21 protein-coding genes are annotated in these 24,431 nt (G+C 55.0%); 3 read left to right on the top strand and 18 right to left on the bottom strand.

Annotation, left to right across the window (positions count from 1 at the left end; genetic code table 11):
* Positions 1–37: 37 nt before the first annotated feature.
* The 18 genes from ftsA to leuO all read right to left on the bottom strand — a co-directional run bounded on the left by ftsA (position 38) and on the right by leuO (position 20,983).
* Positions 38–1,294: a cell division protein FtsA gene (gene ftsA, locus EnteroDNA1_RS17640; protein ID WP_023334508.1), complete on the bottom strand. Its 1,257-nt coding sequence runs from the start codon at positions 1,292–1,294 to the stop codon at positions 38–40.
* Entirely contained in the window at positions 1,291–2,133 is an 843-nt protein-coding gene (gene ftsQ / locus EnteroDNA1_RS17635) for a cell division protein FtsQ (protein WP_023310399.1), read from the bottom strand. The genes ftsA and ftsQ overlap by 4 nt, the downstream gene beginning before the upstream one ends.
* Before the next feature lies 1 nt (position 2,134).
* Positions 2,135–3,055 (bottom strand): D-alanine--D-alanine ligase, encoded by a 921-nt coding sequence (locus tag EnteroDNA1_RS17630; RefSeq protein ID WP_029741229.1) that lies wholly within the window; start codon positions 3,053–3,055, stop codon positions 2,135–2,137.
* Positions 3,048–4,523 (bottom strand): UDP-N-acetylmuramate--L-alanine ligase, encoded by a 1,476-nt coding sequence (murC, locus tag EnteroDNA1_RS17625; RefSeq protein WP_033144631.1) that lies wholly within the window; start codon positions 4,521–4,523, stop codon positions 3,048–3,050. The genes EnteroDNA1_RS17630 and murC overlap by 8 nt, the downstream gene beginning before the upstream one ends.
* A 56-nt stretch (positions 4,524–4,579) precedes the next feature.
* Entirely contained in the window at positions 4,580–5,644 is a 1,065-nt protein-coding gene (gene murG, locus EnteroDNA1_RS17620) for an undecaprenyldiphospho-muramoylpentapeptide beta-N-acetylglucosaminyltransferase (protein WP_047060136.1), read from the bottom strand.
* The gene (ftsW, locus tag EnteroDNA1_RS17615) at positions 5,641–6,885 is read right to left on the bottom strand and encodes a cell division protein FtsW (RefSeq protein WP_023310395.1); all 1,245 of its coding nucleotides are present in this window, start codon (positions 6,883–6,885) and stop codon (positions 5,641–5,643) included. The genes murG and ftsW overlap by 4 nt, the downstream gene beginning before the upstream one ends.
* Complete coding sequence (gene murD, locus EnteroDNA1_RS17610) at positions 6,885–8,201, bottom strand: UDP-N-acetylmuramoyl-L-alanine--D-glutamate ligase (RefSeq protein ID WP_069303667.1); 1,317 nt, start codon at positions 8,199–8,201, stop codon at positions 6,885–6,887. The genes ftsW and murD overlap by 1 nt, the downstream gene beginning before the upstream one ends.
* 2 nt (positions 8,202–8,203) lie before the next feature.
* Positions 8,204–9,286 (bottom strand): phospho-N-acetylmuramoyl-pentapeptide-transferase, encoded by a 1,083-nt coding sequence (gene mraY, locus EnteroDNA1_RS17605; RefSeq protein ID WP_008501985.1) that lies wholly within the window; start codon positions 9,284–9,286, stop codon positions 8,204–8,206.
* Positions 9,280–10,638: a UDP-N-acetylmuramoyl-tripeptide--D-alanyl-D-alanine ligase gene (gene murF / locus EnteroDNA1_RS17600; RefSeq protein ID WP_069303666.1), complete on the bottom strand. Its 1,359-nt coding sequence runs from the start codon at positions 10,636–10,638 to the stop codon at positions 9,280–9,282. The genes mraY and murF overlap by 7 nt, the downstream gene beginning before the upstream one ends.
* Entirely contained in the window at positions 10,635–12,122 is a 1,488-nt protein-coding gene (gene murE / locus EnteroDNA1_RS17595) for a UDP-N-acetylmuramoyl-L-alanyl-D-glutamate--2,6-diaminopimelate ligase (RefSeq protein ID WP_048979011.1), read from the bottom strand. The genes murF and murE overlap by 4 nt, the downstream gene beginning before the upstream one ends.
* Positions 12,109–13,875 carry a peptidoglycan glycosyltransferase FtsI gene (locus tag EnteroDNA1_RS17590; RefSeq protein WP_033144627.1) on the bottom strand — a complete coding sequence of 589 codons (1,767 nt, stop codon included), beginning with the start codon at positions 13,873–13,875 and terminating at the stop codon, positions 12,109–12,111. Before EnteroDNA1_RS17590 ends, murE begins: the two co-directional genes overlap by 14 nt.
* 15 nt (positions 13,876–13,890) lie before the next feature.
* Positions 13,891–14,256: a cell division protein FtsL gene (ftsL, locus tag EnteroDNA1_RS17585; protein WP_008501989.1), complete on the bottom strand. Its 366-nt coding sequence runs from the start codon at positions 14,254–14,256 to the stop codon at positions 13,891–13,893.
* A complete protein-coding gene (gene rsmH / locus EnteroDNA1_RS17580; protein ID WP_021240527.1) occupies positions 14,253–15,194 on the bottom strand; it encodes a 16S rRNA (cytosine(1402)-N(4))-methyltransferase RsmH in 942 nt (313 codons plus the stop codon). Before rsmH ends, ftsL begins: the two co-directional genes overlap by 4 nt.
* A 2-nt stretch (positions 15,195–15,196) precedes the next feature.
* On the bottom strand, positions 15,197–15,655 hold the full coding sequence (gene mraZ / locus EnteroDNA1_RS17575; protein ID WP_021240528.1) for a division/cell wall cluster transcriptional repressor MraZ: 459 nt from the start codon (positions 15,653–15,655) through the stop codon (positions 15,197–15,199).
* Between the two features lie 598 nt (positions 15,656–16,253).
* Complete coding sequence (gene cra / locus EnteroDNA1_RS17570; protein WP_008501993.1) at positions 16,254–17,261, bottom strand: catabolite repressor/activator; 1,008 nt, start codon at positions 17,259–17,261, stop codon at positions 16,254–16,256.
* A 179-nt stretch (positions 17,262–17,440) separates the two neighbouring features.
* Positions 17,441–17,932 (bottom strand): acetolactate synthase small subunit, encoded by a 492-nt coding sequence (gene ilvN, locus EnteroDNA1_RS17565; protein WP_023310389.1) that lies wholly within the window; start codon positions 17,930–17,932, stop codon positions 17,441–17,443.
* Position 17,933: 1 nt separating this feature from the next.
* Complete coding sequence (gene ilvI / locus EnteroDNA1_RS17560) at positions 17,934–19,658, bottom strand: acetolactate synthase 3 large subunit (RefSeq protein WP_033144626.1); 1,725 nt, start codon at positions 19,656–19,658, stop codon at positions 17,934–17,936.
* Between the two features lie 380 nt (positions 19,659–20,038).
* Complete coding sequence (gene leuO / locus EnteroDNA1_RS17555) at positions 20,039–20,983, bottom strand: transcriptional regulator LeuO (RefSeq protein ID WP_047060143.1); 945 nt, start codon at positions 20,981–20,983, stop codon at positions 20,039–20,041.
* A gap of 605 nt (positions 20,984–21,588) precedes the next feature.
* On the opposite strand from leuO, the gene leuL reads away from it, so the two are divergent.
* From leuL to leuB, 3 genes are all read left to right on the top strand, one after another.
* Positions 21,589–21,675, top strand: coding sequence for a leu operon leader peptide (leuL, locus tag EnteroDNA1_RS22725; RefSeq protein ID WP_071786497.1), 87 nt, complete (start codon positions 21,589–21,591; stop codon positions 21,673–21,675).
* 91 nt (positions 21,676–21,766) lie between these two features.
* On the top strand, positions 21,767–23,338 hold the full coding sequence (gene leuA / locus EnteroDNA1_RS17550) for a 2-isopropylmalate synthase (RefSeq protein ID WP_029741222.1): 1,572 nt from the start codon (positions 21,767–21,769) through the stop codon (positions 23,336–23,338).
* On the top strand, positions 23,338–24,429 hold the full coding sequence (gene leuB, locus EnteroDNA1_RS17545; RefSeq protein ID WP_047060144.1) for a 3-isopropylmalate dehydrogenase: 1,092 nt from the start codon (positions 23,338–23,340) through the stop codon (positions 24,427–24,429). Before leuA ends, leuB begins: the two co-directional genes overlap by 1 nt.
* Positions 24,430–24,431 lie beyond the last annotated feature (2 nt).

Below are 24,431 nucleotides of genomic sequence, written 5' to 3'. Positions count from 1 at the left end.
CCCGAGACCGCTAATTCTCTCCGGTCTCTTAAAAAAATTAAAACTCTTTTCGCAACCAGTTGTTCAGTCGTTTGACCCACGACCCCACTGAGACGCGTTTTTCCACTTCTGCTTCACCACTGAGATGAGATTCCTTCCCGTAGTGGAGCAGGCCCACAGCCGTTGAATAATACGGCTCCTGAGCATAATCCGTTAAACCGGTGATATTCAGCGGCGCACCAATACGCACCTGCGTATGGAATACGCGCTGAGCACAGGCAGCAAGACCTTCAATTTGCGCTGCACCGCCGGTTAATACAATCCCCGCCGCAAGATGATGTTTAACGCCCTGCTGACGAAGCTGTTCCTGTAACTGTAAAATCTCTTCGTTGACCAGGTTGAGCAGCTCGGTATAGCGCGGCTCAATGACCTCTGCCAACGTCTGGCGCTGCAGGCTACGAGGTGGACGACCACCGACGCTCGGCACTTCAACGCTCTCATCTTTGCCAACGATAGACCCCAGCGCACAGCCGTGGCGCACTTTGATCGCTTCTGCATCGCTCGGCGGCGTACCAAAAGCGTAAGCAATATCGCTGGTCACAACGTTCCCGGCATAAGGGATCACTTTCGTGTGGCGCAACGCACCGCCGGTATACACGGCGATATCCATTGTACCACCACCAATATCGACCACACAGACACCCAGTTCACGTTCATCTTCGGTCAGCACGGAATAACTTGCCGCCAGACCCGCGAAAATAAGTTGGTCAACTTTCAGGCCACAACGTTCAACGGCTTTTACAATGTTCTTCGCCATATCGTTGTGACATGTGATCAGGTGCACTTTTGCCTGCATACGTACGCCAGAAAGGCCGACCGGGTTCTTAATCCCTTCCTGGTAGTCAATCGCATATTCCTGCGGAATGACATGCAGCACGCGATGCTCGTCGCGGACACGCACGGATTTCGCCGTGTGCACGACGTTTTCAACGTCTTCCTGCGTCACTTCTTCTTCGGAAATCGGCACCATACCGATTTCGTTCTGGCAGCTAATGTGCTTACCAGAAAGGGCCAGATAGACAGAAGAAATCTGGCAATCTGCCATCAGTTCAGCCTGATCGATGGCGCGCTGAACGCATTTCACCACCGATTCAAGATCGTTTACCCCACCTTTATCCATACCACGGGACGGGCAACTGCCTACGCCAATGATATTGACCATACCGTCGGGCAGAACTTCCCCTACTAAAGCGGCAACCTTCGCGGTGCCAATCTCCAGTCCAACTACCAGTTTTCTGTCCGTCGCCTTGATCATTGTTGTTCTGCCTGTACCTGTGCCTGATTCTGTTGCTGATTAGGTTCCTCGACCGGAGCCGGTACCCAACCGACTGCTGCGCCTGAGTCATAGCGCAAATCAACGTAGCTTATCCGTTTGCCGTCAGTCTGTGCCTGCTGCTGTAAAACCGGGTAAAGTTCGACAAAACGCGCCAGACGCTTCATTGTGTCGCCGCGTCCCAGGTTGAGCTTAATGCCGTTCGTTAACGTCAGCTGCCAGGAACGGCGCGCCGTCATGGCAGCATCTTTTAACGTAAACCTGTCCTTCGCCAGCACCTGACCCATTTCGCGAAAACCTTGTAACACCTCGTTTTCGCTACCTTCCGGGCCATACAACATCGGTAAATTTTGCTTGTTGACACGATCGGCCGGGACGCTGAAGGAGTTTCCGTCTGCGTCAACCATGTGCTGATCATTCCAACGCGCAATGGGCACATATTCAACCAGATGAATCTTCAATTCATCAGGCCATTGCTTTCTTACGCTCGCCTGTTTTATCCATGGCAGACGTTCTATCTGGCTCTGGATAATATTGACGTCCTGCGTCATAAAGGTGCCAGGTGACCCCAGCGCCAGTATTGACTGGCGAATATCGTCGTTACGCGTGTAGTGACGCTCACCGGTGACCACCAGCTTAGAGAGCGGCAACCGCTGCGCATCTTCCATCCAGCCCAGGACCATCCAGCCGCTGATAAACACGGTGCACAGCACCCCGAGCAGGAAAATGATGCCTGCAAGACGCGTTCCATTACTGCGGCGTGAAGAGGCGTATTCGTCCTCATCATCGCGGTTGCGCGTGTTCAATGCAGCCTGAGACATATCAGCCCGCCTGGTCCAGAATGCGTACGACTAACTGCGAGAAGCTCATCCCCGCCTGACGCGCGGCCATCGGCACAAGGCTGTGGCTGGTCATTCCCGGAGAGGTATTCGCTTCCAGCAGATAAAATTGTCCGTCACTGTCCTGCATCACGTCGATGCGTCCCCAGCCCTGACAACCCAGAACATGCCAGGCTTTAAGCACCAGGGACTGTAAATCTGCTTCACGCTCAGCTTCAAGACCACAAGGGCAGAAATATTGCGTCTCATCAGAGAGATACTTCGCCTCATAATCATAGAAGGTTCCGGCCGGTTGGATACGGATTGACGGTAAAATTTCTTCGCCAAGCATCGCCACGGTAAATTCCGGCCCGCTGAGCCATTTTTCAATCAGAACTTCTTCATCATGTTGAAATGCCAGTGCTAAAGCGGACGAAAGATCTTCAGCTTTGTCGACTTTGGACATTCCCACGCTGGAGCCTTCCCGGCTGGGCTTTACAATAACCGGTAAGCCCAGTTCAGCAATGCGTGTATTAACGCTATCCGGCAGGCCCAATTCAAATTCGCGACGCGTCAGCGCAACCCATGGCGCAACGGGTAACCCCGCGCCCTGCCACAGAAGCTTGCTGCGCAGTTTGTCCATAGAGATAGCGGAGGCCATCACGCCGCTGCCGGTGTAAGGCATGCCGATCAAATCCAGAAGCCCCTGCAGGGTGCCGTCTTCGCCGCCGCGACCATGCAAAGCGATAAAGACTTTATCGAAACCCATGGCTTTTAATTGCGTCACGTCGACCTCTTTTGGGTCGACCAGATGCGCATTGACGCCACCTTCGCGCAGTCCCGCCAGCACAGCCGCGCCGGAATTCAGGGAAACCTCGCGCTCGGCGGAGGTGCCGCCAGACAGGACAGCAATCTTATCAGCCATGATGCTCATCCTCCTGGGTTTGCGGCTTCAGTTTGATTTCAGCTAAGGTACGGGCGATTTTGCCGATATTTCCCGCGCCCTGAATCAGAATCAAATCGTTACCTGTCAGAACAGGTGCCAGAATTTCCGCCACCTGTGCAGGGTCAGAAACCAGAATAGGGTCAACTTTACCGCGTCCACGGATGGTACGACACAGAGAGCGGCTGTCGGCCCCCGGAATCGGCGTCTCGCCTGCGGCGTACACGTCCAGCATTAACAGGGTGTCTACCTGTGACAGGACGCTGGCGAAATCGTCGTACAGATCGCGCGTACGCGTGAAGCGGTGCGGCTGGAAGACCATCACCAGATTTTTGTCCGGCCAGCCTGCACGTGCGGCTTTAATGGTGGCGTCGACTTCGGTCGGATGGTGGCCGTAGTCGTCCACCAGCATCGCAGTGCCGGCTTTACCGTTCACGGCGTCCAGTGGGAATTCACCGAGGAAGTCGAAGCGACGGCCGGTGCCCTGGAAGCTTTCCAGCGCGCGCAGAATGGCATCATCATCAATGCCTTCTTCCGTCGCGACGGCCACAGCCGCTGCGGCATTGAGGGCGTTATGGCGACCTGGCGCATTCAGCGTGACGTGCAGCAGTTCTTTGTCCTGACGCGCCAGCGTGAAATGCCCCTGCGCACCAATCTGTTTGTACTCTTCCACGCGGACGTCAGCGTCTTCACTGAAGCCGTAAGTGGTGATTTGACGACCCACGCGCGGCAGCAGCTCGCGGATCACCGGATCGTCTACGCACATCACCGCGCGTCCATAGAACGGCAGGTTGTGCAGAAAGTTGATGAAGGTCTGCTTTAAGTTCTCGAAGTCGCCCTGGTAGGTATCCATATGGTCAGCTTCGATGTTAGTGACAATCGCCACCATCGGCTGCAGGTGCAGGAACGACGCGTCGCTCTCATCCGCTTCGGCAATCAGATAACGACTGTGGCCCAGACGCGCGTGTACGCCCGCGGCTTTGACCAGACCGCCGTTGACGAACGTCGGGTCGAGACCCGCTTCCGCATAAATACTGGAGACCATCGCCGTGGTCGTGGTTTTACCGTGAGTCCCGGCAATGGCGATGCCGTGACGGAAACGCATCAATTCCGCCAGCATTTCTGCCCGGCGGATCACCGGAATGCGCGCTTCATGCGCGGCAACGATTTCCGGATTGTCAGAGGAGATGGCGCTTGAGACCACCACCACGCTCGCATCGCGCACGTTTTCCGGACGATGGTTGAAATAGATAGTCGCCCCAAGCGACGCCAGCTGCTGCGTAACAGGGTTTGGCGCCAGGTCAGACCCGCTGATCTGATAACCTTCGTTAGCTAACACTTCGGCAATACCGCCCATGCCAGCACCACCGATGCCAACAAAGTGAATGTGCCGGACGCGACGCATCTCGGGCACGATTGAACGCAGTTTTGCCAGTTGTTGTGTATTCATTCTCTAAACGCCATCGACTACTTAAAATTCGTGCAGCGCAACACGCGCTGCGAGGGTTAAGCCTGGGCTGCCAGGCTCACTTCTTTTGCCACCCGTTCCGTCGCATCAGGGATAGCGGCCGCGCGTGCGCGTTGCGCCATCTCCAGCAGTGCGTCTCTGTTCCAGCCCGCCAGGGTGGTGGCGACCGCGTCGGCGGTAAATTGTGGCTGTTCAAAAATCTTCGCGGCACCGGCTTTCTCAAGCGGCAGCGCATTCCAGTACTGCTGTCGGTCTTTGTGCTGGAACGGCACAAACAGGGCCGGCAGACCCGCGGCGGCGATCTCGCTCACCGTCAGCGCGCCTGAACGACAAACCACGACATCGGCCCAGGCATACGCCGCCGCCATGTCGTCGATAAATTCTGTGACTTTATGCTGCGGCTGCCCCGCCTCGGCGTAAGCTTGCTCAACGGTCTGCTGAGCGCCTTTTCCGCTCTGGTGCCAGATGGTCACGGTATCCCCCAGCTTTGCGGCAACCTGCGGCATCGTCTGGTTTAAAATGCGTGCGCCCTGAGAGCCGCCGACGACCAGTACACGAACCGGCCCTTCACGGCCCGTCAGGCGAGCGTCCGGCAGCGGGAGCGCCAGCACGTCCACGCGCACCGGGTTACCCACCACGTCCGCTTTCGGGAACGCACCGGGAAACGCCTGCATAACTTTGGTAGCGATTTTCGCCAGCCACTTGTTGGTCAGACCAGCAATACCGTTCTGTTCATGTAGCACAACGGGAATGCCTAACGACCACGCCGCCAGCCCGCCAGGACCAGAGACATAGCCGCCCATGCCCAGCACCACATCTGGCTTAAAGCGCTTCATGATGGTGCGCGCCTGGCGCCAGGCGTTAAAAATACGCACCGGTGCCAGCAGCATTGCCTTGAGGCCTTTGCCCCGAAGGCCGGAAATACGAATAAAGTCGATCTCGATACCGTGCTTCGGTACTAGATCGGCTTCCATGCGGTCTGCGGTTCCCAGCCAGCGTACCTGCCAGCCCTGATCCATTAAATGGTGCGCAACAGCCAGCCCCGGGAAAACGTGTCCGCCGGTACCGCCTGCCATCACCATTAACCGCTTCGGTTGATTCATCGTGAACCTCGTGTAAACGCCTGGGCTTTTTCCAGACGCGTCTCATAATCTATACGCAACAAAAACATGATGGCCGTCGACATAATCAACAGACTCGAACCACCATAACTGATCAACGGCAGCGTCAGACCTTTGGTCGGCAGCATACCCGCTGCGGCCCCGACGTTAACCAATGCCTGGAAGCTAAACCAGATACCAATTGAACAGGCTAAGAATCCTGAGAAGCGGTGATCGATCTCCAGCGCTTTCCGGCCGATAGACATGGCGCGGAAAGCGACGAAGAATACCATTAATAGCGCTAATACCACACCGATATAACCCAGTTCTTCCGCAATAATGGAGAAGATGAAGTCAGTATGCGCTTCCGGTAAATACTCCAGTTTCTGTACCGAGTTACCCAGCCCCTGCCCCCAGACTTCACCGCGACCAAAGGCCATCAGCGACTGCGTCAGCTGATAACCGCTGCCGAACGGATCTTCCCACGGGTTCCAGAATGAGGTCACACGGCGAATACGGTAAGGCTCGGCGAGGATCAGCAGCACAACCGCCGAAATCCCCATCCCGATAATAGCGATGAACTGCCACAGCTTCGCGCCCGCCAGGAACAGCATCGCCAGGGTGGTAACGAACAGCACGACAACGGTACCGAGGTCAGGCTGCGCCAGCAGTAATACCGCCAGCACCAGAATCACACCCATCGGTTTTAAGAAGCCGCGCAGGTTGTTACGCACTTCATCTACCTTACGCACCAGGTAGTTTGCCAGGTAGCAGAACAGGGAGAGTTTGGTAAATTCCGCAGGCTGAATACGCAGCGGGCCAAAGGCGATCCAGCGTGATGCCCCGTTAACAGAGCTCCCCACCACCAGTACGATCAGCAGCATAATAATCGAGGCGATCAGCATCGCCGTACTGTGGCGCTGCCAGAACTCCATCGGCAGACGCAAGGTCACCAGCGCCAGACAGAACGCCAGGATGATGTAAAGACCATCACGCTTGGCAAACAGGAAAGGATCGTTCGCCAGACGCTGTCCGACGGGCATTGACGCTGACGTGACCATAATAAAGCCTACCGCCGCCAACCCCATCGTGAGCCAGAACAGCGTGCGATCGTACATGACCAGGCTGTCGTTATCTTTTTGACGAGAGCCCATCACCCAGCCTTTGAGCGCCGCAAATACCCATGCCAGGATCCCAAATCCTGGCAGGCGCGGCATTTTCAGGCGAGGGAGAGATAAACGCATTAGCCTAACTCCTTCGCCAGGCGGGTAAAGACATCACCACGCTGTTCGAAATTCTTGAATTGATCGAGACTGGCACAGGCCGGAGAGAGCAGCACCATATCGCCTGGCTTCACGCGAGGGGCAATCAGCCGCATCGCCTGTTCCATGGTTTCGGTTTGCTCGGCAACCTCAGGGCGCAGTTCAGCCAGCTCGCTGCCGTCACGGCCGAAGCAGTACAGGCGGATGTTATCTCCGGCGAGATACGGCTTCAGGGAGGAGAAATCAGCTGATTTACCGTCGCCGCCCAGCAGTAAATGCAGGGTGCCGTCAACGTGCAGACCGTTCAGCGCGGCCTCCGTGCTTCCGACGTTGGTGGCTTTGGAGTCGTTAATCCAGCGCACGCCGTTGTGCTCCAGCGCCAGCTGGAAACGGTGCGCCAGACCAGAAAACGTGGTTAACGCTTTCAGGCTGGAGGATCGCGGCAGCCCTACTGCATCCGCCAGCGCCAGCGCCGCCAGGGCATTGGTATAGTTGTGCTGACCAGAGAGCTTCATCTCTTTCACGTTCAGCACTTTCTCACCCTTCACGCGCAGCCAGGTTTCGCCCAGCTGACGGTTCAGGTGGTAATCCCCCATCGTGATACCGAAGCTGATACAGCGATCGTCTGCGCCACGCACCGGCATGGTCAGCGCGTCATCGGCGTTAACAACGCAGACTTTGGCATTTTCATAAACGCGGAGCTTGGCGGCACGGTACTGCTGCAGACCAAATGGATACCTGTCCATATGATCTTCAGTCACGTTGAGGATCGTCGCGGCCGCAGCATGCAGGCTGGAGGTGGTTTCCAGCTGGAAGCTGGAAAGCTCGAGAACATACAGCTCGCAGCCTTTATCCAGCAGCATCAGAGCGGGTAAACCAATGTTACCGCCAACGCCGACGTTCATGCCCGCCGCTTTCGCCATTTCCCCCACCAGGGTGGTGACGGTGCTTTTACCGTTAGAACCGGTAATGGCGATAATAGGTGCCTGCGCTTCGCGGCAGAACAGCTCGATATCGCCGACAATCTCAACGCCCGCATCCGCAGCAGCGCTCAGCGAAGGGTGCGCCAGCGCCATACCCGGGCTGGCGACAATCAGATCGGCTGCCAGCAGCCAGTCATCATTCAGACCACCAAGGTGGCGTTCAACCTGTTCCGGCAGTTTGTCCAGACCCGGCGGAGAGACACGCGTATCCATCACGCGTGGCGTCACGCCGCGTGCGAGGAAAAAGTCCACGCAGGAGAGCCCCGTGAGGCCCAACCCGATGATAACGACTTTTTTACCCTGGTAATCTGCCATGATTAACGTACCTTCAGCGTTGCCAGGCCAATCAGCACCAGCATCAGCGAAATAATCCAGAAGCGCACAATCACGCGCGGCTCCGGCCAGCCTTTCAGTTCATAGTGGTGGTGAATCGGCGCCATACGGAAGATGCGCTGACCGCGCAGCTTGAAGGAACCGACCTGCAAAATCACCGACAGGGTTTCAACCACAAACACGCCGCCCATGATCACCAGCAGGAACTCCTGACGCAGCAGTACGGCGATAATGCCGAGCGCACCGCCCAAGGCCAGAGAACCGACGTCACCCATAAAGACCTGCGCCGGATAGGTGTTGAACCACAGGAAGCCCAGCCCCGCGCCGACAATCGCCGTACAGACGATCACCAGCTCACCCGCGTGGCGCAAATAAGGGATGTGCAGGTAGTTCGCAAAGTTCATGTTACCGGTCGCCCACGCCACCAGCGCAAAACCGGCGGCCACAAAGACGGTTGGCATAATGGCCAGGCCATCCAGACCGTCGGTCAGGTTAACGGCGTTGCCGGTACCGACAATCACAAAGTAGGCCAGCAGGATGTAGAACAGCCCCAGCTGTGGCATCACGTCTTTAAAGAACGGCACGACCAGCTCGGTGGCTGGCGTATCTTTCCCGGCCAGATACAGAGCGAAGGCCACGCCCAGCGCGATCACCGACATCCAGAAATACTTCCAGCGCGCGATCAGGCCTTTGGTATCTTTGCGGACGACTTTGCGGTAATCATCCACAAAACCGATGATCCCGTAACCCACCAGTACCGTCAGAACGCACCAGACGTACGGGTTGGAGGGATAGGCCCACAGCAACACGGAAACGACGATGGCGGTCAGGATCATGATCCCGCCCATGGTCGGCGTGCCGCGCTTGCTGAAGTGCGATTCCGGACCGTCGTTACGCACAACCTGGCCGAAAGAGAGTTTTTGCAGACGGGCAATCATGCGCGGGCCCATCCACAACGAGATGAACAGCGCAGTCAGCAGGCTGACGATGGCGCGAAACGTCAGATACGAAAAGACGTTAAAGCCTGAATAATATTTGACCAAATGTTCGGCCAGCCAAACTAACATGTCCCGTTCTCCTGTAATGCGTGCACAACCTCTTCCATGGCGGCACTACGTGAACCTTTCACTAACACAGTCACAATTTGTTTTTCGGTAATCAACGCCTTAAGGCGCGCTATCAACGCGGTTTTATCAGCAAAATGCTCGCCAACGCCGCTGGCTTGGCTAATCGCCTGGCTCAGTTTTCCTGCGCTCAGCACGCAGTCCAGCCCTGCCGCTTTCGCCGCTTCACCGACCTGGGTATGGCAGGCTTCGCTTTCGTCGCCCAGCTCTGCCATATCGCCCACCACCATGATGCGGTAGCCCGGCATTTCAGATAACACCTGCACCGCCGCCGTCATCGAGCCCACGTTCGCGTTGTAGGAGTCATCCAGCAGCAGCTTGTTTTCCGAAAGCTGAATCGGGAACAGACGCCCCGGCACGGCTTTCAGGTTCGCCAGCCCGGTTTTAATCGCTTCATGCGACGCGCCCACTGCCGTCGACAACGCCGCCGCCGCAAGCGCATTGGCGATGTTATGGCGACCCGGCAGCGGCAGCAGCACATCTACGCCACCCGTTGGGGTGGTGAGGGTGAACTCCGTACCGTGCGACGTCACATGGATATTGGTCGCGGTAAAATCACTGTTGGCCGCATTCGGCGAGAAGCGCCAGGTTTTACGCGAACCAATAATGCTTTGCCAGTTCAGCCAGTCGTTGTTGTCGGCGTTCAGAATGGCGATACCGTCATCCGGCAGACCGGTGTAAATCTCACCTTTGGCTTTCGCTACGCCTTCCAGCGAGCCAAAGCCTTCCAGATGCGCCGCCGCGAGGTTATTCACCAGCGCGGCTTCCGGGCGAGTCAGGCTCACGGTCCAGGCGATTTCGCCCTGGTGGTTTGCCCCTAACTCGATTACCGCAAATTCATGTTCTTTGGTCAGGCGGAGTAACGTCATCGGCACGCCGATGTCATTATTGAGGTTGCCCGCGGTATAAAGCGTATTCCCGCACTGGCTGAGGATCGCCGCCGTCATCTCTTTCACCGACGTCTTGCCTGATGAACCGGTCAAGGCGACAACGCGCGTAGGGACCTGCTGGCGAACCCAGGCGGCCAGCTCACCGAACGCGAGACGCGTATCTTTCACCACAATTTGTGGCAGATCGATATCGAGCTTGCGGCTGACGAGCAGCGCACCGGCGCCGTTCTCTTTGGCCTGTTCTGCAAAATCATGCGCGTCAAAACGCTCGCCTTTCAGCGCCACAAACAGACAGCCTGCGGTAATCTTGCGGGTGTCCGTCGTTACGGCATCAATGGTCAGGTCTTGCCCGTGCAGGTCGCCCTGCAGGATGGCAGCAGCCTGGCTTAACGTGATGCTAATCATGCCACGACTCCCAGCAGGCGTGCTGCCGTTACGCGGTCCGAGTAGTCCAGACGGCGATTGCCAACGATCTGATAATCTTCATGGCCTTTGCCCGCCAGCAGGACAACATCATTCTCCTGCGCCTGCATGATGGTGTTGGTCACGGCTTCCGCACGCCCTTCCACCACGCGAGCGCGGCCCGCGTCCAGCATGCCCGCCAGAATGTCATTAATGATGGCGCGCGGCTCTTCGGTACGCGGGTTGTCATCGGTCACAACCGGAATATCTGCGAACTGCTCGGCAATAGCCCCCATCAGCGGGCGTTTGCCTTTATCGCGATCGCCGCCACAGCCAAACACGCACCAGAGCTTACCGGCGCAGTGCAGGCGCGCCGCTTCCAGCGCTTTTTCCAGCGCATCCGGCGTGTGGGCATAATCAACCACAACGGTCGGCTTGCCCGGCGCGCTGAACACTTCCATACGGCCGCAAACCGGCTGCAGACGCGCTGAGGTTTTCAGCAGTTCAGCCATTGGATAACCCAGCGCCAGCAGCGTTGCCAGCGCCAGCAGAAGATTGCTGACGTTAAAGGCGCCCATCAGGCGGCTTTCAATTTCGCCTTCACCCCAGGAAGAGGCAAAGCGGATTGTCGCCCCGCTGTCGTGATAATTCACCTCAACCGCCTTCAGCCAGCGGCCGTGGCAGTTCGGATTGATATGGTCTTCCATCGACACCGCAACCGCATCCGGCAGCTTCGCCAGCCAGCGGCGGCCCACTTCGTCGTCGGCGTTGATGATGGCTTGTCCGTAATGGTGAGTAGAGAACAGCAGCCATTTCGCGGCTTCGTAATGCTCCATATCACCATGATAATCAAGATGATCGCGGCTCAGGTTGGTAAACACGGAAGCGGCAAATTTCAGCGCCGCGACGCGGTGCTGAACCAGACCGTGCGAAGAGACTTCCATCGCAGCAAAGGTTGCCCCCTGCCCTGCCAGACCGGCAAGCACATGCTGTACGTCTACGGCCGAGCCGGTGGTGTTTTCCGTCGGGCTCACTTTGCCCAGCAGGCCGTTACCCACGGTACCCATCACCGCACCGGTTTCACCCAGCAGCTGGGCCCACTGCGCCATCAGCTGCGTGGTAGTGGTTTTACCGTTCGTACCCGTGACGCCTACCAGGCGCAGCTGGTCGGAAGGTTCGTGATAAAAACGTCCCGCCAGCGCGGAAAGACGCTCGTTTAACTGGCTGAGATAGATGACCGGCACCCCGTGCATTTCACGGATCTCACCGTCGGTTGCCTCATCTTTCGCCTCAGCAATAATGGCAGCCACACCTTGCGCAATCGCCTGCGGGATATAACGACGCCCGTCCGCCTGATGACCGACCACCGCCACAAAAAGATCGCCAGAAGCAGCCACGCGGCTGTCCAGTACCATCTCTCGCAGTGCTCGCTCCGGTGCATTTGGCACCCACGGAGCGAGAAGGTCGCGCAAATTACGATCTGCCACCTGTACCCTCGCCTTGATTAATTACAAATTCACTTTTTTCGCCCGTCGCCAGCGCATCCGGTTCGATGTTCATGGTGCGTAACACGCCGCCCATGATAGCCCCGAACACAGGCGCGGAGACGGCGCCGCCGTAGTATTTACCCGCCTGTGGATCGTTTATCACGACCACCAGCGCAAAACGCGGATTGCTTGCAGGCGCAACGCCTGCGGTATAGGCAATGTATTTGTTGATATAGCGGCCGTCCGGCCCTACTTTTTTCGCCGTGCCGGTCTTGATGGCGATGCGATAACCTTTGATTGCCGCCTTCACGCCGCCGCCGCCGGGCAGCGCCACGCTTTCCATCATATGAACAACCGTACGGACGGTTGATTCCGGGAAGATACGCTCGCCGGGAACCGGTGGATCAACTTTGGTAATCGACAGCGGACGATAAACGCCATAGCTGCCGATCGTTGCGTAGACTCGCGCTAACTGTAACGGTGTCACCATTAGCCCGTAGCCGAAAGAGAAGGTGGCCCTCTCTATGTCAGACCACCGTTGTTTTTGAGGATATAAGCCACTGCGTTCTCCGACCAACCCCAAATTGGTCGCCTTTCCAAGCCCAAAACGTGAGTAAGTCTCTACTAACGCTGAGGACGGCATCGCTAACGCCAGCTTTGAAACACCGACGTTACTCGACTTCTGTAACACCCCGGTCAGGGTCAATTCGCTGTAGCGCGCCACGTCTTTGATCTCGTGGCCGTTAATTCGGTATGGAATGGTATTCAGGACGGTGTTTTCATTGACGATACCGCGCTGAAGGGCAGTCATGACCACCATCGGCTTAACGGTCGAACCCGGTTCGAACACGTCGGTGATGGTACGGTTACGCATAATATCCTTCTGCGTACCGGTAAGATTGTTAGGGTTGTAGGACGGGCTATTGGCCATCGCCAGCACTTCACCCGTGTTGACATCGACTAACACGGCACTGCCCGATTCCGCTTTGTTGAAGGCCACGGCATTGTTCAGCTCGCGGTAAACCAGCGCCTGTAACCGCTCATCAATACTCAGGGCCAGATTGTGTGCGGCCTGGCTGTCCGTAGAGGAAATATCCTCAATTACGCGACCATAGCGGTCTTTACGCACGATGCGCTCACCGGGCTGGCCGGTGAGCCATTTATCAAAGCTTTTTTCAACGCCTTCAATCCCCTGGCTATCAACGTTAGTAAAGCCAATGAGGTGAGCAGTCACTTCGCCGGATGGATAGTAACGACGGGATTCTTCACGCAGATGGATCCCAGGCAGCTTCAATTTTTTGATGTAGTCCGCCATGTCAGGGTTCACCTGACGTGCCAGATAGATAAAGCGCCCTCGCGGGTTCGTATTTACGCGTGAAGCTAACTGGTCCAGCGGCATCTTCAGCGCATCCGCAAGCGCCTTCCAGCGGTTATCAAGCGTGATACCGCCAGCGTCGTGCAGCTCTTTAGGATCGGCCCAGATCGCCTTCACCGGCACGCTCACCGCCAGCGGACGACCCGAACGGTCGGTGATCATCCCGCGGGATGTCGACACTTCCTGGACGCGCAGGGAGCGCATGTCGCCCTGACGCACCAGCATGTCAGGGGCGATGATTTGCAGCCAGGCCACGCGTCCCAGCAGAAAACCCAGAGCGAGTAAAATGCAGCCGCAAAGCAACGCAAAACGCCAACTGACAAAGTTGGCCTGTTCTTCCTGACGTTTTGGTTTTAGCGTTTTTGCCGCTGCTTTCATGCGTCGCGTTTTCCCTTATTTTTGTACTACGATATTTTCCTGCGAAGGATCAACATGCTGCAGCTGCAGCTTTTCCGTTGCGATCCGTTCAACCCGGCTGTGATCGCCGAGCGCGTTTTCTTCAAGGATCAGATTTCGCCATTCAATATCCAGCGCATCGCGTTCCAGTACCATCTGCTCGCGTTGCGCAGTCAATAAACGTGTATGGTGGGCGGTGGTCACCACCGTAACTGCCGTGACAATGATGCAAATGAACAGACAGAGTGGCAGTTTCCCAAACCGCAAAAGATCGTCGCCGATCACGCCAGGCAAGGCATGGCGCTCGTTGCTTCCTAACGAATCCTTAACTTTGCTTAGGGTCTCTGTCACTCTGCCGATCATGCGTTCGTCCTCTCTGCAACACGCAGCACTGAACTACGGGCGCGTGGATTCTCTGCCACTTCTTCTTCGCCCGGCATCAACTTGCCTAATGCTCGCAACTGACGGCCACCCAGTTTCCTGAGTTGTTCTTCCGTCATCGGCAGCCCCGCTGGCACCTGTGGACCGCGGCTTTGTTCACGCATAAAGCGTTTCACAATACGGTCTTCCAGCGAATGGAAGCTGATGATGGATAACCGCCCACCCGGGGCCAGCACGTCGAGCGAGCTTTTTAGCGCCAGCTCTATTTCCTCCAGTTCACTGTTTACCCAGATGCGAACCGCCTGGAAGGTACGGGTCGCGGGATGTTTGTGCTTATCCTTCACCGGTGTCGCCGCCGCGATCACTTCGGCCAACTCTTTGGTACGGGTCATGGGCTCAATGCGATTGCGCTCAACGATGGCGCGCGCAATACGTTTGCCAAAGCGCTCTTCGCCAAACGTTTTGATGACCCATGCAATATCTGCTTCGTCAGCGGTCTGTAACCACTCAGCGGCAGACTGACCGCGCGTCGGGTCCATACGCATGTCCAGCGGACCATCACGCATAAAGGAGAAACCACGTTCAGCGTCATCAAGCTGGGGTGAAGAGACGCCAAGATCGAGAAGAATCCCGTCGATCTTGCCCGTCAGGCCACGCTCGGCAACATAATCCGCGAGCGCAGAGAAAGGTCCATGCACGATGGAAAAGCGTGGGTCATTGATGGTTTGTGCAACGGCAATTGCCTGCGGATCGCGATCGATTGCCAGCAGACGTCCTTCCTCTCCAAGCTGGGAGAGAATCAAACGCGAGTGACCACCGCGACCAAACGTGCCATCAATGTAGATGCCATCCGGACGAATATTCAGACCGTTTACGGCCTCGTCCAGTAACACCGTTTTGTGTTTATAATTTTCCATCATATTTATAGAGACAAGTCCTGCAGCCGTTCCGATAATGTCGCGGAATCAGACTGCTCAGCGTCGATATCTTCCTTGACCTGTTGATACCAGGTCGTTTCATCCCACAGTTCAAACTTGTTGAACTGCCCGACCAGCATCACTTCTTTGGTCAGACCGGCATGTTGCCGCAACACAGGGGCAATCAGTAACCGCCCTGCGTTATCCATCTGACATTCACTGGCATGTCCCAATAACAGCCGCTGCACGCGGCGTTCCTGCGGATTCATGCTCGACAGTCGCGACAGCTTTTGCTCAATAATTTCCCATTCAGGCAAGGGGTAAAGCAGCAGGCAGGGGGAGTTAATGTCAATGGTGCAAACCATTTGACCCGCAGCGTTCTCAATCAGCTGGTCGCGGTATCGGGTTGGTACCGATAAACGCCCTTTGCTGTCGAGATTGACTAACGTAGCTCCACGGAACATGCCAGTCTCACCCCTCCTCACCACTTTAACCCACAAATTCCCACCTAAAGGAGTTTACGGAGCGAGGGAAAAGCTTGTCAAGCCAGGACTCTCCCTATAAGGACCCGAAAGCCCTCTATTTACAGAGATAAACAGTCCTGGTTAATAACTGCACAACTGGCGAGGCAAAATTAACGTTATGAATATTTGTAAGAAAAAAACCGAATATGCACACTAGCGTTAAAGCTCACTCAATATCATCGCAGATAAATATAAAGTGTCAGTTTGCGACGCGGACAGCATTTTATGACAGATTCTCAGGGGATAACAGCGCCAGATTCATCCAGGTGCCCGGTAAGCGCGGAGGTTGCCACGTAAGCTGAAGCAGTAAGAGGAAAAACGTCTGAATATTCATCGACCGAAGAGGGTTTGTAACAAAATAATACAAAGATAGCTGTTTAAAATCGCCCGCATGTTCTTTAAAAGGACAATTTAAAAGCCAGAATGAATTAAAAAAATAGGCGATTACGATCCCGCAAGAATTATCCTAATTTCTCTCCGGGAATTATCTGCACGAATAATCACAGCAAAATGGGGCAGATTTCTCCGCCCCGTCATTTCATTTTTGGCGGCTTAAAATTCCGCGATGGTAGAGATTACGTTTGATACGCGTCAGACCCGGCTTCGGTTTGCGCGGCTCATCCAGGCTTGCCAGCACAATCTCAAGCACGCGTTCAGCCACATCGCGGTGACGCTGTGCTACCGCCAGCACCGGGCACTGCAGGAAGTCGAGCAGCTCATTATCCCCGAACGTGGCAATCGCCAGGTCGGAGGGCAGTTTACCTTCACGACGTAAGGTCACATCCATGACACCCTGCAACAGCGCAAATGACGTGGTGAACAACGCCTGAGGCATCGGATGCGTTTCCAGCCATTTCTCAAACAGCTGCGCTGCGGCTTCGCGTTCGTAGCTGTTGGCATAGAGGTAGTGAACCTCGCGCGGATCGTCTTTCCAGGCGGTTCTGAATCCCTGCTCACGCAGGAAGCTCACGGAAAGCTCGGGCAACGCGCCAAGATACAGCACTGTTTCAGCGGGGAACGTTCTGAGCTCTGCGGCCAGCATTTCGGCATCATCCTGATCCGCACCCACGACGCTGGTGAAATGCTCGCGATCGAGCGCGCGATCCAGCGCCACGATTGGGAACGGGTCGTTCGCCCAGCGCTGGTAGAACGGATGCTCTGGCGGCAAGGAGGTCGACACGATGATGGCATCCACCTGGCGCTGGAGCAGATGCTCAATGCAACGCATTTCGTTGTCGGGCTGGTCTTCCGAGCAGGCAATCAGCAATTGATAGCCGCGCTGGCGCGCCTGACGTTCAAGATAGTTGGCGATACGGGTATAGCTGGTGTTTTCCAGGTCAGGGATCACCAGACCAATAGAGCGGGTACGCCCGGCACGCAGACCGGCTGCGACAGCATTCGGATGGTAGTTATGCTCACGAACCACCGCCATAACTTTTTCAACGGTCTTGTCGCTGACACGGTACTGCTTTGCTTTACCGTTAATCACATAGCTGGCCGTTGTTCGTGACACGCCGGCTAGCCGGGCGATTTCATCCAGTTTCACAATTGCCCCTTAAAAAAAGAAAAGAGTCCATGGCCCTGTCAAGGTTATGGTTAAATCTTTTAACATCTAAACGCAGAAAAGACTTCGCGGCAACCGCTTTTATCTGCGTTGTCGGCTGATTACGCAAAAAAAAGCCCGGCTTTGGTGACCGGGCAGAAAGAGGCGAACCTTTTTGACAACTAACGCATGATTTTCTCGCCGCGTGACAGACCTACGACACCCGATCTCGCCACCTCGACAATTTTTGCAACGTCCCGCACGGACGCGAGGAAAGCATCCAGCTTGTCGCTTGTCCCGACCAGCTGCACAGTATAAAGAGAAGGCGTGACGTCGATAATTTGTCCGCGGAAAATATCCGCATTGCGTTTGACTTCATCACGCCCGTAGCCGCTGGCCTGGATTTTCACCAGCATGACCTCACGCTCAACGTAGGCCCCCTGCCCCAGCTCGCTCACGCGCAGTACGTCGACCAGCTTATGCAGCTGTTTTTCAATTTGCTCAAGCACTTTGGCATCGCCGACGGTTTGGATCGTCATGCGCGACAGCGTCGGGTCTTCCGTTGGGGCAACGGTCAGGCTTTCAATGTTATAACCGCGCTGCGCAAAAAGGCCAATGACGCGAGACAGTGCGCCAGACTCGTTTTCCAGTAAAACAGATAATATCCGGCGCATATCAGGTTCTCTCCGTTTTGCTTAACCACATTTCATCCATACCACCACCACGAATATGCATCGGATAAACGTGCTCGGTCCCATCAACAATCACATCCATAAAGACGAGGCGGTTGTTTTTAACGTGCTCAAGCGCTTGCGCGAGCTTCGTCTCCAGCTCAGCCGGATCGGTCACCCGCATGCCTACATGGCCGTAAGCTTCAGCAAGACGAACAAAATCCGGCAGCGATTTCATGTATGACTGAGAGTGGCGGCCAGAGTAGATCATATCCTGCCACTGCTTCACCATACCGAGATACCCGTTATTCAGGTTCAGCACCAGTACCGGCAGTTCATATTGCAGCGCGGTAGACAGCTCCTGAATGTTCATCTGAATACTGCCGTCCCCCGTCACGCAGACGACGGTTTCATTCGGCAGCGCCAGCTTCACGCCCAGCGCGGCAGGCAGACCAAAGCCCATAGTTCCCAAACCACCGGAGTTGATCCAGTGTCGCGGTTTATCAAACGGGTAATACAGGGCGGCAAACATCTGATGCTGCCCCACGTCTGAGGTCACGTACGCCTCACCTTTCGTCAGTCGCCACACCGCTTCAATGACCGCCTGCGGCTTAATGTTTTCACTTTGCGTGTCATATTTAAGGCACTGACGCGCGCGCCATTGCTCAATCTGCTGCCACCAGTCGCGGATCTCATCCAGCGGCTGGGTTGCACTCTCCTGAGTCAGCAGATCCAGCATTTGTTCCAGAACCTGACGGGCATCACCGACGATCGGCACATCAGCCGACACCGTTTTTGAAATTGACGTTGGATCGATATCAATGTGCAGCACGGTGGCGTTCGGGCAATACTTCGCCAGGTTGTTGGTGGTGCGATCGTCAAAGCGCACGCCGACGGCAAAGATCACATCGGAATGATGCATTGTCATGTTGGCTTCATAAGTACCGTGCATACCCAGCATCCCCAGCGCCTGACGATGGGTGGCAGGAAACGCCCCCAGCCCCATCAGTGACGACGCAACGGGAAGGTTAAGCTTTTCAATCAGTTCACGAAGCTGGGCTTCACAGGCAGAGTTGATCGCCCCGCCACCGACATAGACCACCGGTTTTTTGGCTGCCAGAAGCGTTTGCAACGCTCGCTTGATCTGACCTTTATGCCCCTGCGTTGTGGGATTATAAGAGCGCATGCTGACCGATTCCGGCCAGACATAAGGCAGCTTGTTTGCAGGATTGAGAATATCTTTAGGCAGATCGACCACCACCGGTCCCGGGCGTCCGCTCGCCGCCAGCCAGAAGGCTTTTTTCAGTACGCCGGGAATGTCTTCTGTTTGCTTGACCAGAAAGCTGTGCTTCACAACGGGACGCGAAATCCCAACCATGTCGCACTCCTGAAACGCATCGTAGCCAATCAGTGAGGTTGCCACCTGCCCGGAGAGGATCACCAGCGGGATAGAGTCCATATAGGCCGTCGCAATCCCGGTAATGGCGTTTGTCGCGCCGGGGCCTGACGTGACTAACACCACGCCCACTTCACCCGTCGCACGTGCCAGGCCGTCAGCCATGTGTACCGCCGCCTGCTCGTGACGTACCAGAACATGGTCAATGCCCCCAACCGTATGCAGCGCATCATAAATATCGAGAACCGCACCGCCAGGGTAGCCGAACACTTGCTTTACGCCCTGATCGATCAGCGATCGAACGACCATTTCCGCGCCAGACAACATCTCCATGCTTTGCCTCCAGGCATTTTGTTATAGACGGACTGCCGAATTCATTTCCGCACCGTCTTACGATTGGGATGAACCAATCTTATATTTTGCAGAGTGTTCTTTACCTTAACCGCTCGTTATGAGGCAGGCAATTAGCAAACCCGGGGAGATAAACGGTGCGTAAAGCAGAAAAACCAGCCGTTCACAGAAGATATGGTTAATTCCTCTGGGAATAGAGAGTGAGGTGATAAATCATCGCTGAAAAGCGCGACAATGCAGGAAATCATCTATTTTTGCGTGCCGTAGAGCAGCCAAAAAAAAATCATCACAGAAGAAAATAGCAGTTATCTAAAAAAACTCAGGATAAATCACATAAACCGATGCGATTTATCCTGATGCGTTTACCGGCGACAGATGCCAACCAGCAACTCTTCCATCCACTGATGTCCTTTATCCCGGCCCGCTGCTTCATGCCAGGAAAGATAACAGGTACGGCTATTTAGCTTGAGCGGCAGAGGCAAAATTTGCAGATTTAAAGGGTCAGAAAACTCTTCTGCCAGCCAGCGCGGCGCAATTGCCACCAGCTGTGTCTGGGAAACCACGTTTAATACGCTGACCATGGCCATGCCCTGATAAGCCACGCTCGCCTGTTTATCCGCAGTGTCATACCACGGCAGGCTAAAGGAAGCATATCTGTCGAGCGCAACAACGGCGTGCTGCTCGTTATAAACATCGTTTTCTCGCAGCGGAGAATTCAGGCGCGGGTGTTTTTTACTGGCGACCAAAACCATTTCATCTTTAAACAGCGGCACGCAGGAAAATTCCGGACGACGGAACTCTTCATACCCCAGAACGAATTCGATCTCCTGATAGCGTAACTGATGTTCTGTGTTTTGATTCAGGGATGATTTAAAAACAAGATTGATATTTGGTGCGATCTCTTCAACTTTATTATAGATAATCGACGTTAAATAATTATCTAAAGGGCTACAGACACAAAGATGGAATACGCGCTCGCTGCTTAAGGGTTCAAAGCCCGATCCCGGCAGCTCATTTTGGACCAGTTGCAACGCCTGACGAATGGAGCCAAACAGCTGGAATGCGCGCGCCGTAGGCTGGATCCCCCTCCCGTAGCGAACAAATAATTCGTCGTTAAACATAAGCTTAAGCCTGGCAACGGCATTACTCACGGCAGGTTGTGACATCCCCAAGGTTTGGGCAGCGCGGGTGATATTCTGTTCCTGCATGACAGCATCAAACACCGTCAGAAGATTCAGATCCACCGTGCGTAACTGTGGTTTAATCCCATCAGTAGCTTGAGGTTGTTTAATATTATTTTCTGGCACTTCTGACTCCACTGTCACGCTACACCCCTTTGCCAACGTACGGTAATAATCCTGAAAAATATCATTTATCATGCAAATACGATCAGCGAAAGAGAATTATTTAAAATTAGGAATAAATAAAGACTGTATATTAACGAAAATTAATGAACAAAACTGATATGTTTGACTTTAGGATTTAAATGAAACCATAAATCAAACCAATATACAATTGCCGTCAGGTTAATGATGGCTTAAGTATTATTAAACTGTTATTACTATCGCCCTACAGTTAGTTAACAACCTGTTATCTCTATTCGATTTCCAGCATTCCGGAAAAGATTCACTGCATCTATAAGTTTATGATATCAAAACTCTTTAAACACAAAGCATCCTCATAAAACATTTCACTCATTTTTAAACATTTATATTTATTGGTTTCTGCAACTCTTTTCTCAAGTCCAAAATTAGACAATTAATCGGGTCAAAAAAGCTAAAACCAGCACAATTAGCTAAAGTGAATACCCGGTTGATTCCATCTGTCGGGCCCGTTTTCATCCTCAGGGGTTGACATGAACAACCGTATCCAGTACCACTAAAAGCATATTGAATTTAACGGAGCACGATTCATGACACGCACCATTCGTTTCACCGGTCTACTACTACTAAACGCATCCACTGTGCGCGGTAGACTGGCGGGCGAAATTCAGCGTTGAATCGTCACCAGTAAGACTAGAAACCCGCGCCACTGCGCGGGTTTTTTTATGCTCGTAGCAAGGCGCCCTAAGACTGACAAGGACCTAACCCATGAGCCAGCAAGTCATTATTTTCGATACAACTTTACGTGACGGTGAACAGGCATTACAGGCAAGCCTGAGTGTAAAAGAGAAACTGCAGATCGCGCTGGCTCTCGAACGTATGGGTGTTGACGTGATGGAGGTCGGTTTCCCTGTCTCTTCCCCAGGTGATTTCGAATCCGTACAGACCATTGCTCGCACCATTAAAAACAGCCGCGTCTGTGCCCTGGCGCGCTGCGTAGAGAAAGACATCGACGTCGCCGCCGAGTCGCTGAAGGTCGCCGAAGCGTTCCGTATCCACACCTTTATTGCTACCTCGCCTATGCACATCGCAACCAAGCTGCGCAGCACGCTGGATGAGGTGATTGAGCGCGCGGTCTACATGGTTAAGCGCGCACGCAACTATACCGATGACGTTGAGTTCTCCTGTGAAGATGCGGGCCGTACGCCAATCGAAGACCTGGCGCGCGTTGTGGAAGCCGCCATCAACGCGGGCGCGAAAACCATCAACATCCCGGACACCGTCGGCTACACCATGCCGTTTGAGTTCTCCAACATCATCACCGGCCTGTATGACCGCGTGCCGAATATTGATAAAGCAATTATCTCCGTCCACACCCACGATGATTTGGGTCTGGCCGTAGGCAATGCCATCGCCGCCGTCCACGCTGGCGCGCGTCAGGTAGAAGGCGCGATGAACGGTATCGGCGAACGCGCGGGCAACTGTTCGCTGGAAGAAGTGATCATGGCGATCAAAGTGCGCAAAGACATCATGGACGTGCACACCCGCATCAATCACAACGAAATCTGGCGCACCAGCCAGACCGTCAGTCAGATTTGCAACATGCCCATTCCGGCTAACAAAGCGATTGTCGGTACCGGCGCCTTCGCGCACTCCTCTGGTATCCACCAGGATGGCGTCCTGAAGAATCGTGAAAACTACGAAATCATGACCCCGGAATCCATCGGCCTGAATCAAGTACAGCTGAACCTGACCTCCCGTTCCGGTCGCGCCGCGGTTAAACACCGTATGGAAGAGATGGGTTATAAGGACAGCGATTACAACATGGATCAGCTGTACGACGCGTTCCTGAAGCTGGCCGACAAAAAAGGCCAGGTGTTCGACTATGACCTGGAAGCGCTGGCCTTTATTAACAAGCAGCAGGAAGAGCCGGAGCACTTCCGTCTGGATTACTTCAACGTGCAGTCCGGCTCCAGCGACATCGCCACCGCCTCGGTCAAACTGGCCTGCGGCGATGAAATTAAAGCAGAGGCCGCTAACGGTAACGGCCCTGTCGATGCCATCTATCAGGCGATTAATCGCGTCACCGAGTACGACGTTGAGCTAGTGAAATATGACCTGACGGCCAAGGGCCACGGCAAAGATGCACTGGGTCAGGTCGACATTGTTGTTACCCACAATGGCCGCCGCTTCCACGGCGTGGGCCTGGCGACCGATATCGTTGAGTCCTCCGCGAAAGCGATGGTGCATGTTCTGAACAACATCTGGCGCGCCGCCGAAGTCGAAAAAGAGTTGCAACGCAAAGCTCAGAATAAAGAGAACAACAAGGAAACCGTGTAATGTCGAAGAATTACCATATTGCTGTGTTGCCGGGCGACGGTATTGGTCCGGAAGTGATGGCACAGGCGCTGAAAGTACTGGAAGCCGTTCGCGCGCGTTTTGCGATGAAAATCACCACCAGCCACTACGACGTGGGCGGTATTGCGATTGATAACCACGGTACGCCGCTGCCAAAAGCGACCGTGGAAGGCTGCGAAAATGCTGATGCCGTGCTGTTTGGTTCCGTCGGTGGCCCGAAATGGGAACACCTGCCGCCGGCAGAGCAGCCAGAACGCGGCGCGCTGCTGCCGCTGCGTAAACATTTCAAACTGTTCAGCAACCTGCGTCCGGCGAAGCTGTATCAGGGTCTGGAAGAGTTCTGCCCGCTGCGCGCGGATATCGCCGCCAACGGTTTCGACATTCTGTGCGTGCGTGAACTGACCGGCGGGATCTATTTCGGTCAGCCAAAAGGACGCGAAGGCAGCGGACAACACGAGAAAGCGTTCGACACCGAGGTGTATCACCGTTTCGAAATCGAACGTATCGCCCACATCGCGTTCGAGTCGGCGCGCAAACGCCGCCATAAAGTGACCTCCATTGATAAAGCGAACGTGCTGCAGTCTTCCATTTTGTGGCGCGAGATCGTCAGCGAAGTCGCTAAGCAGTACCCGGACGTCGCGCTGTCGCACATGTACATCGACAACGCGACCATGCAGCTGATTAAAGATCCGTCCCAGTTTGACGTGCTGCTGTGCTCCAACCTGTTCGGCGATATCCTCTCTGACGAATGCGCGATGATCACCGGCTCCATGGGCATGCTGCCCTCCGCAAGCCTGAATGAAGAAGGCTTTGGCCTGTACGAGCCTGCGGGCGGCTCCGCGCCGGATATTGCCGGCAAAAATATTGCCAACCCGATTGCGCAGATCCTCTCCCTGGCCCTGCTGCTGCGCTACAGCCTGGATGCAGGCGAGGCGGCAACCGCAATTGAGAACGCCATTAACCGGGCGTTAGAAGAAGGCGTCCGTACCGGCGATTTAGCACGCGGCACGGCGGCAGTCAGTACCGATGAAATGGGCGACATCATTGCCCGCTATGTCGCTGAAGGGGTGTAATC

It is taken from the genome of Enterobacter sp. HK169, from assembly GCF_001719105.1.
GTDB classification, from domain to species: domain Bacteria; phylum Pseudomonadota; class Gammaproteobacteria; order Enterobacterales; family Enterobacteriaceae; genus Enterobacter; species Enterobacter asburiae_B.
The sequence above is the reverse complement of the archived record's forward strand: the minus strand, read 5'-3'. Positions and strand labels throughout refer to the sequence as shown.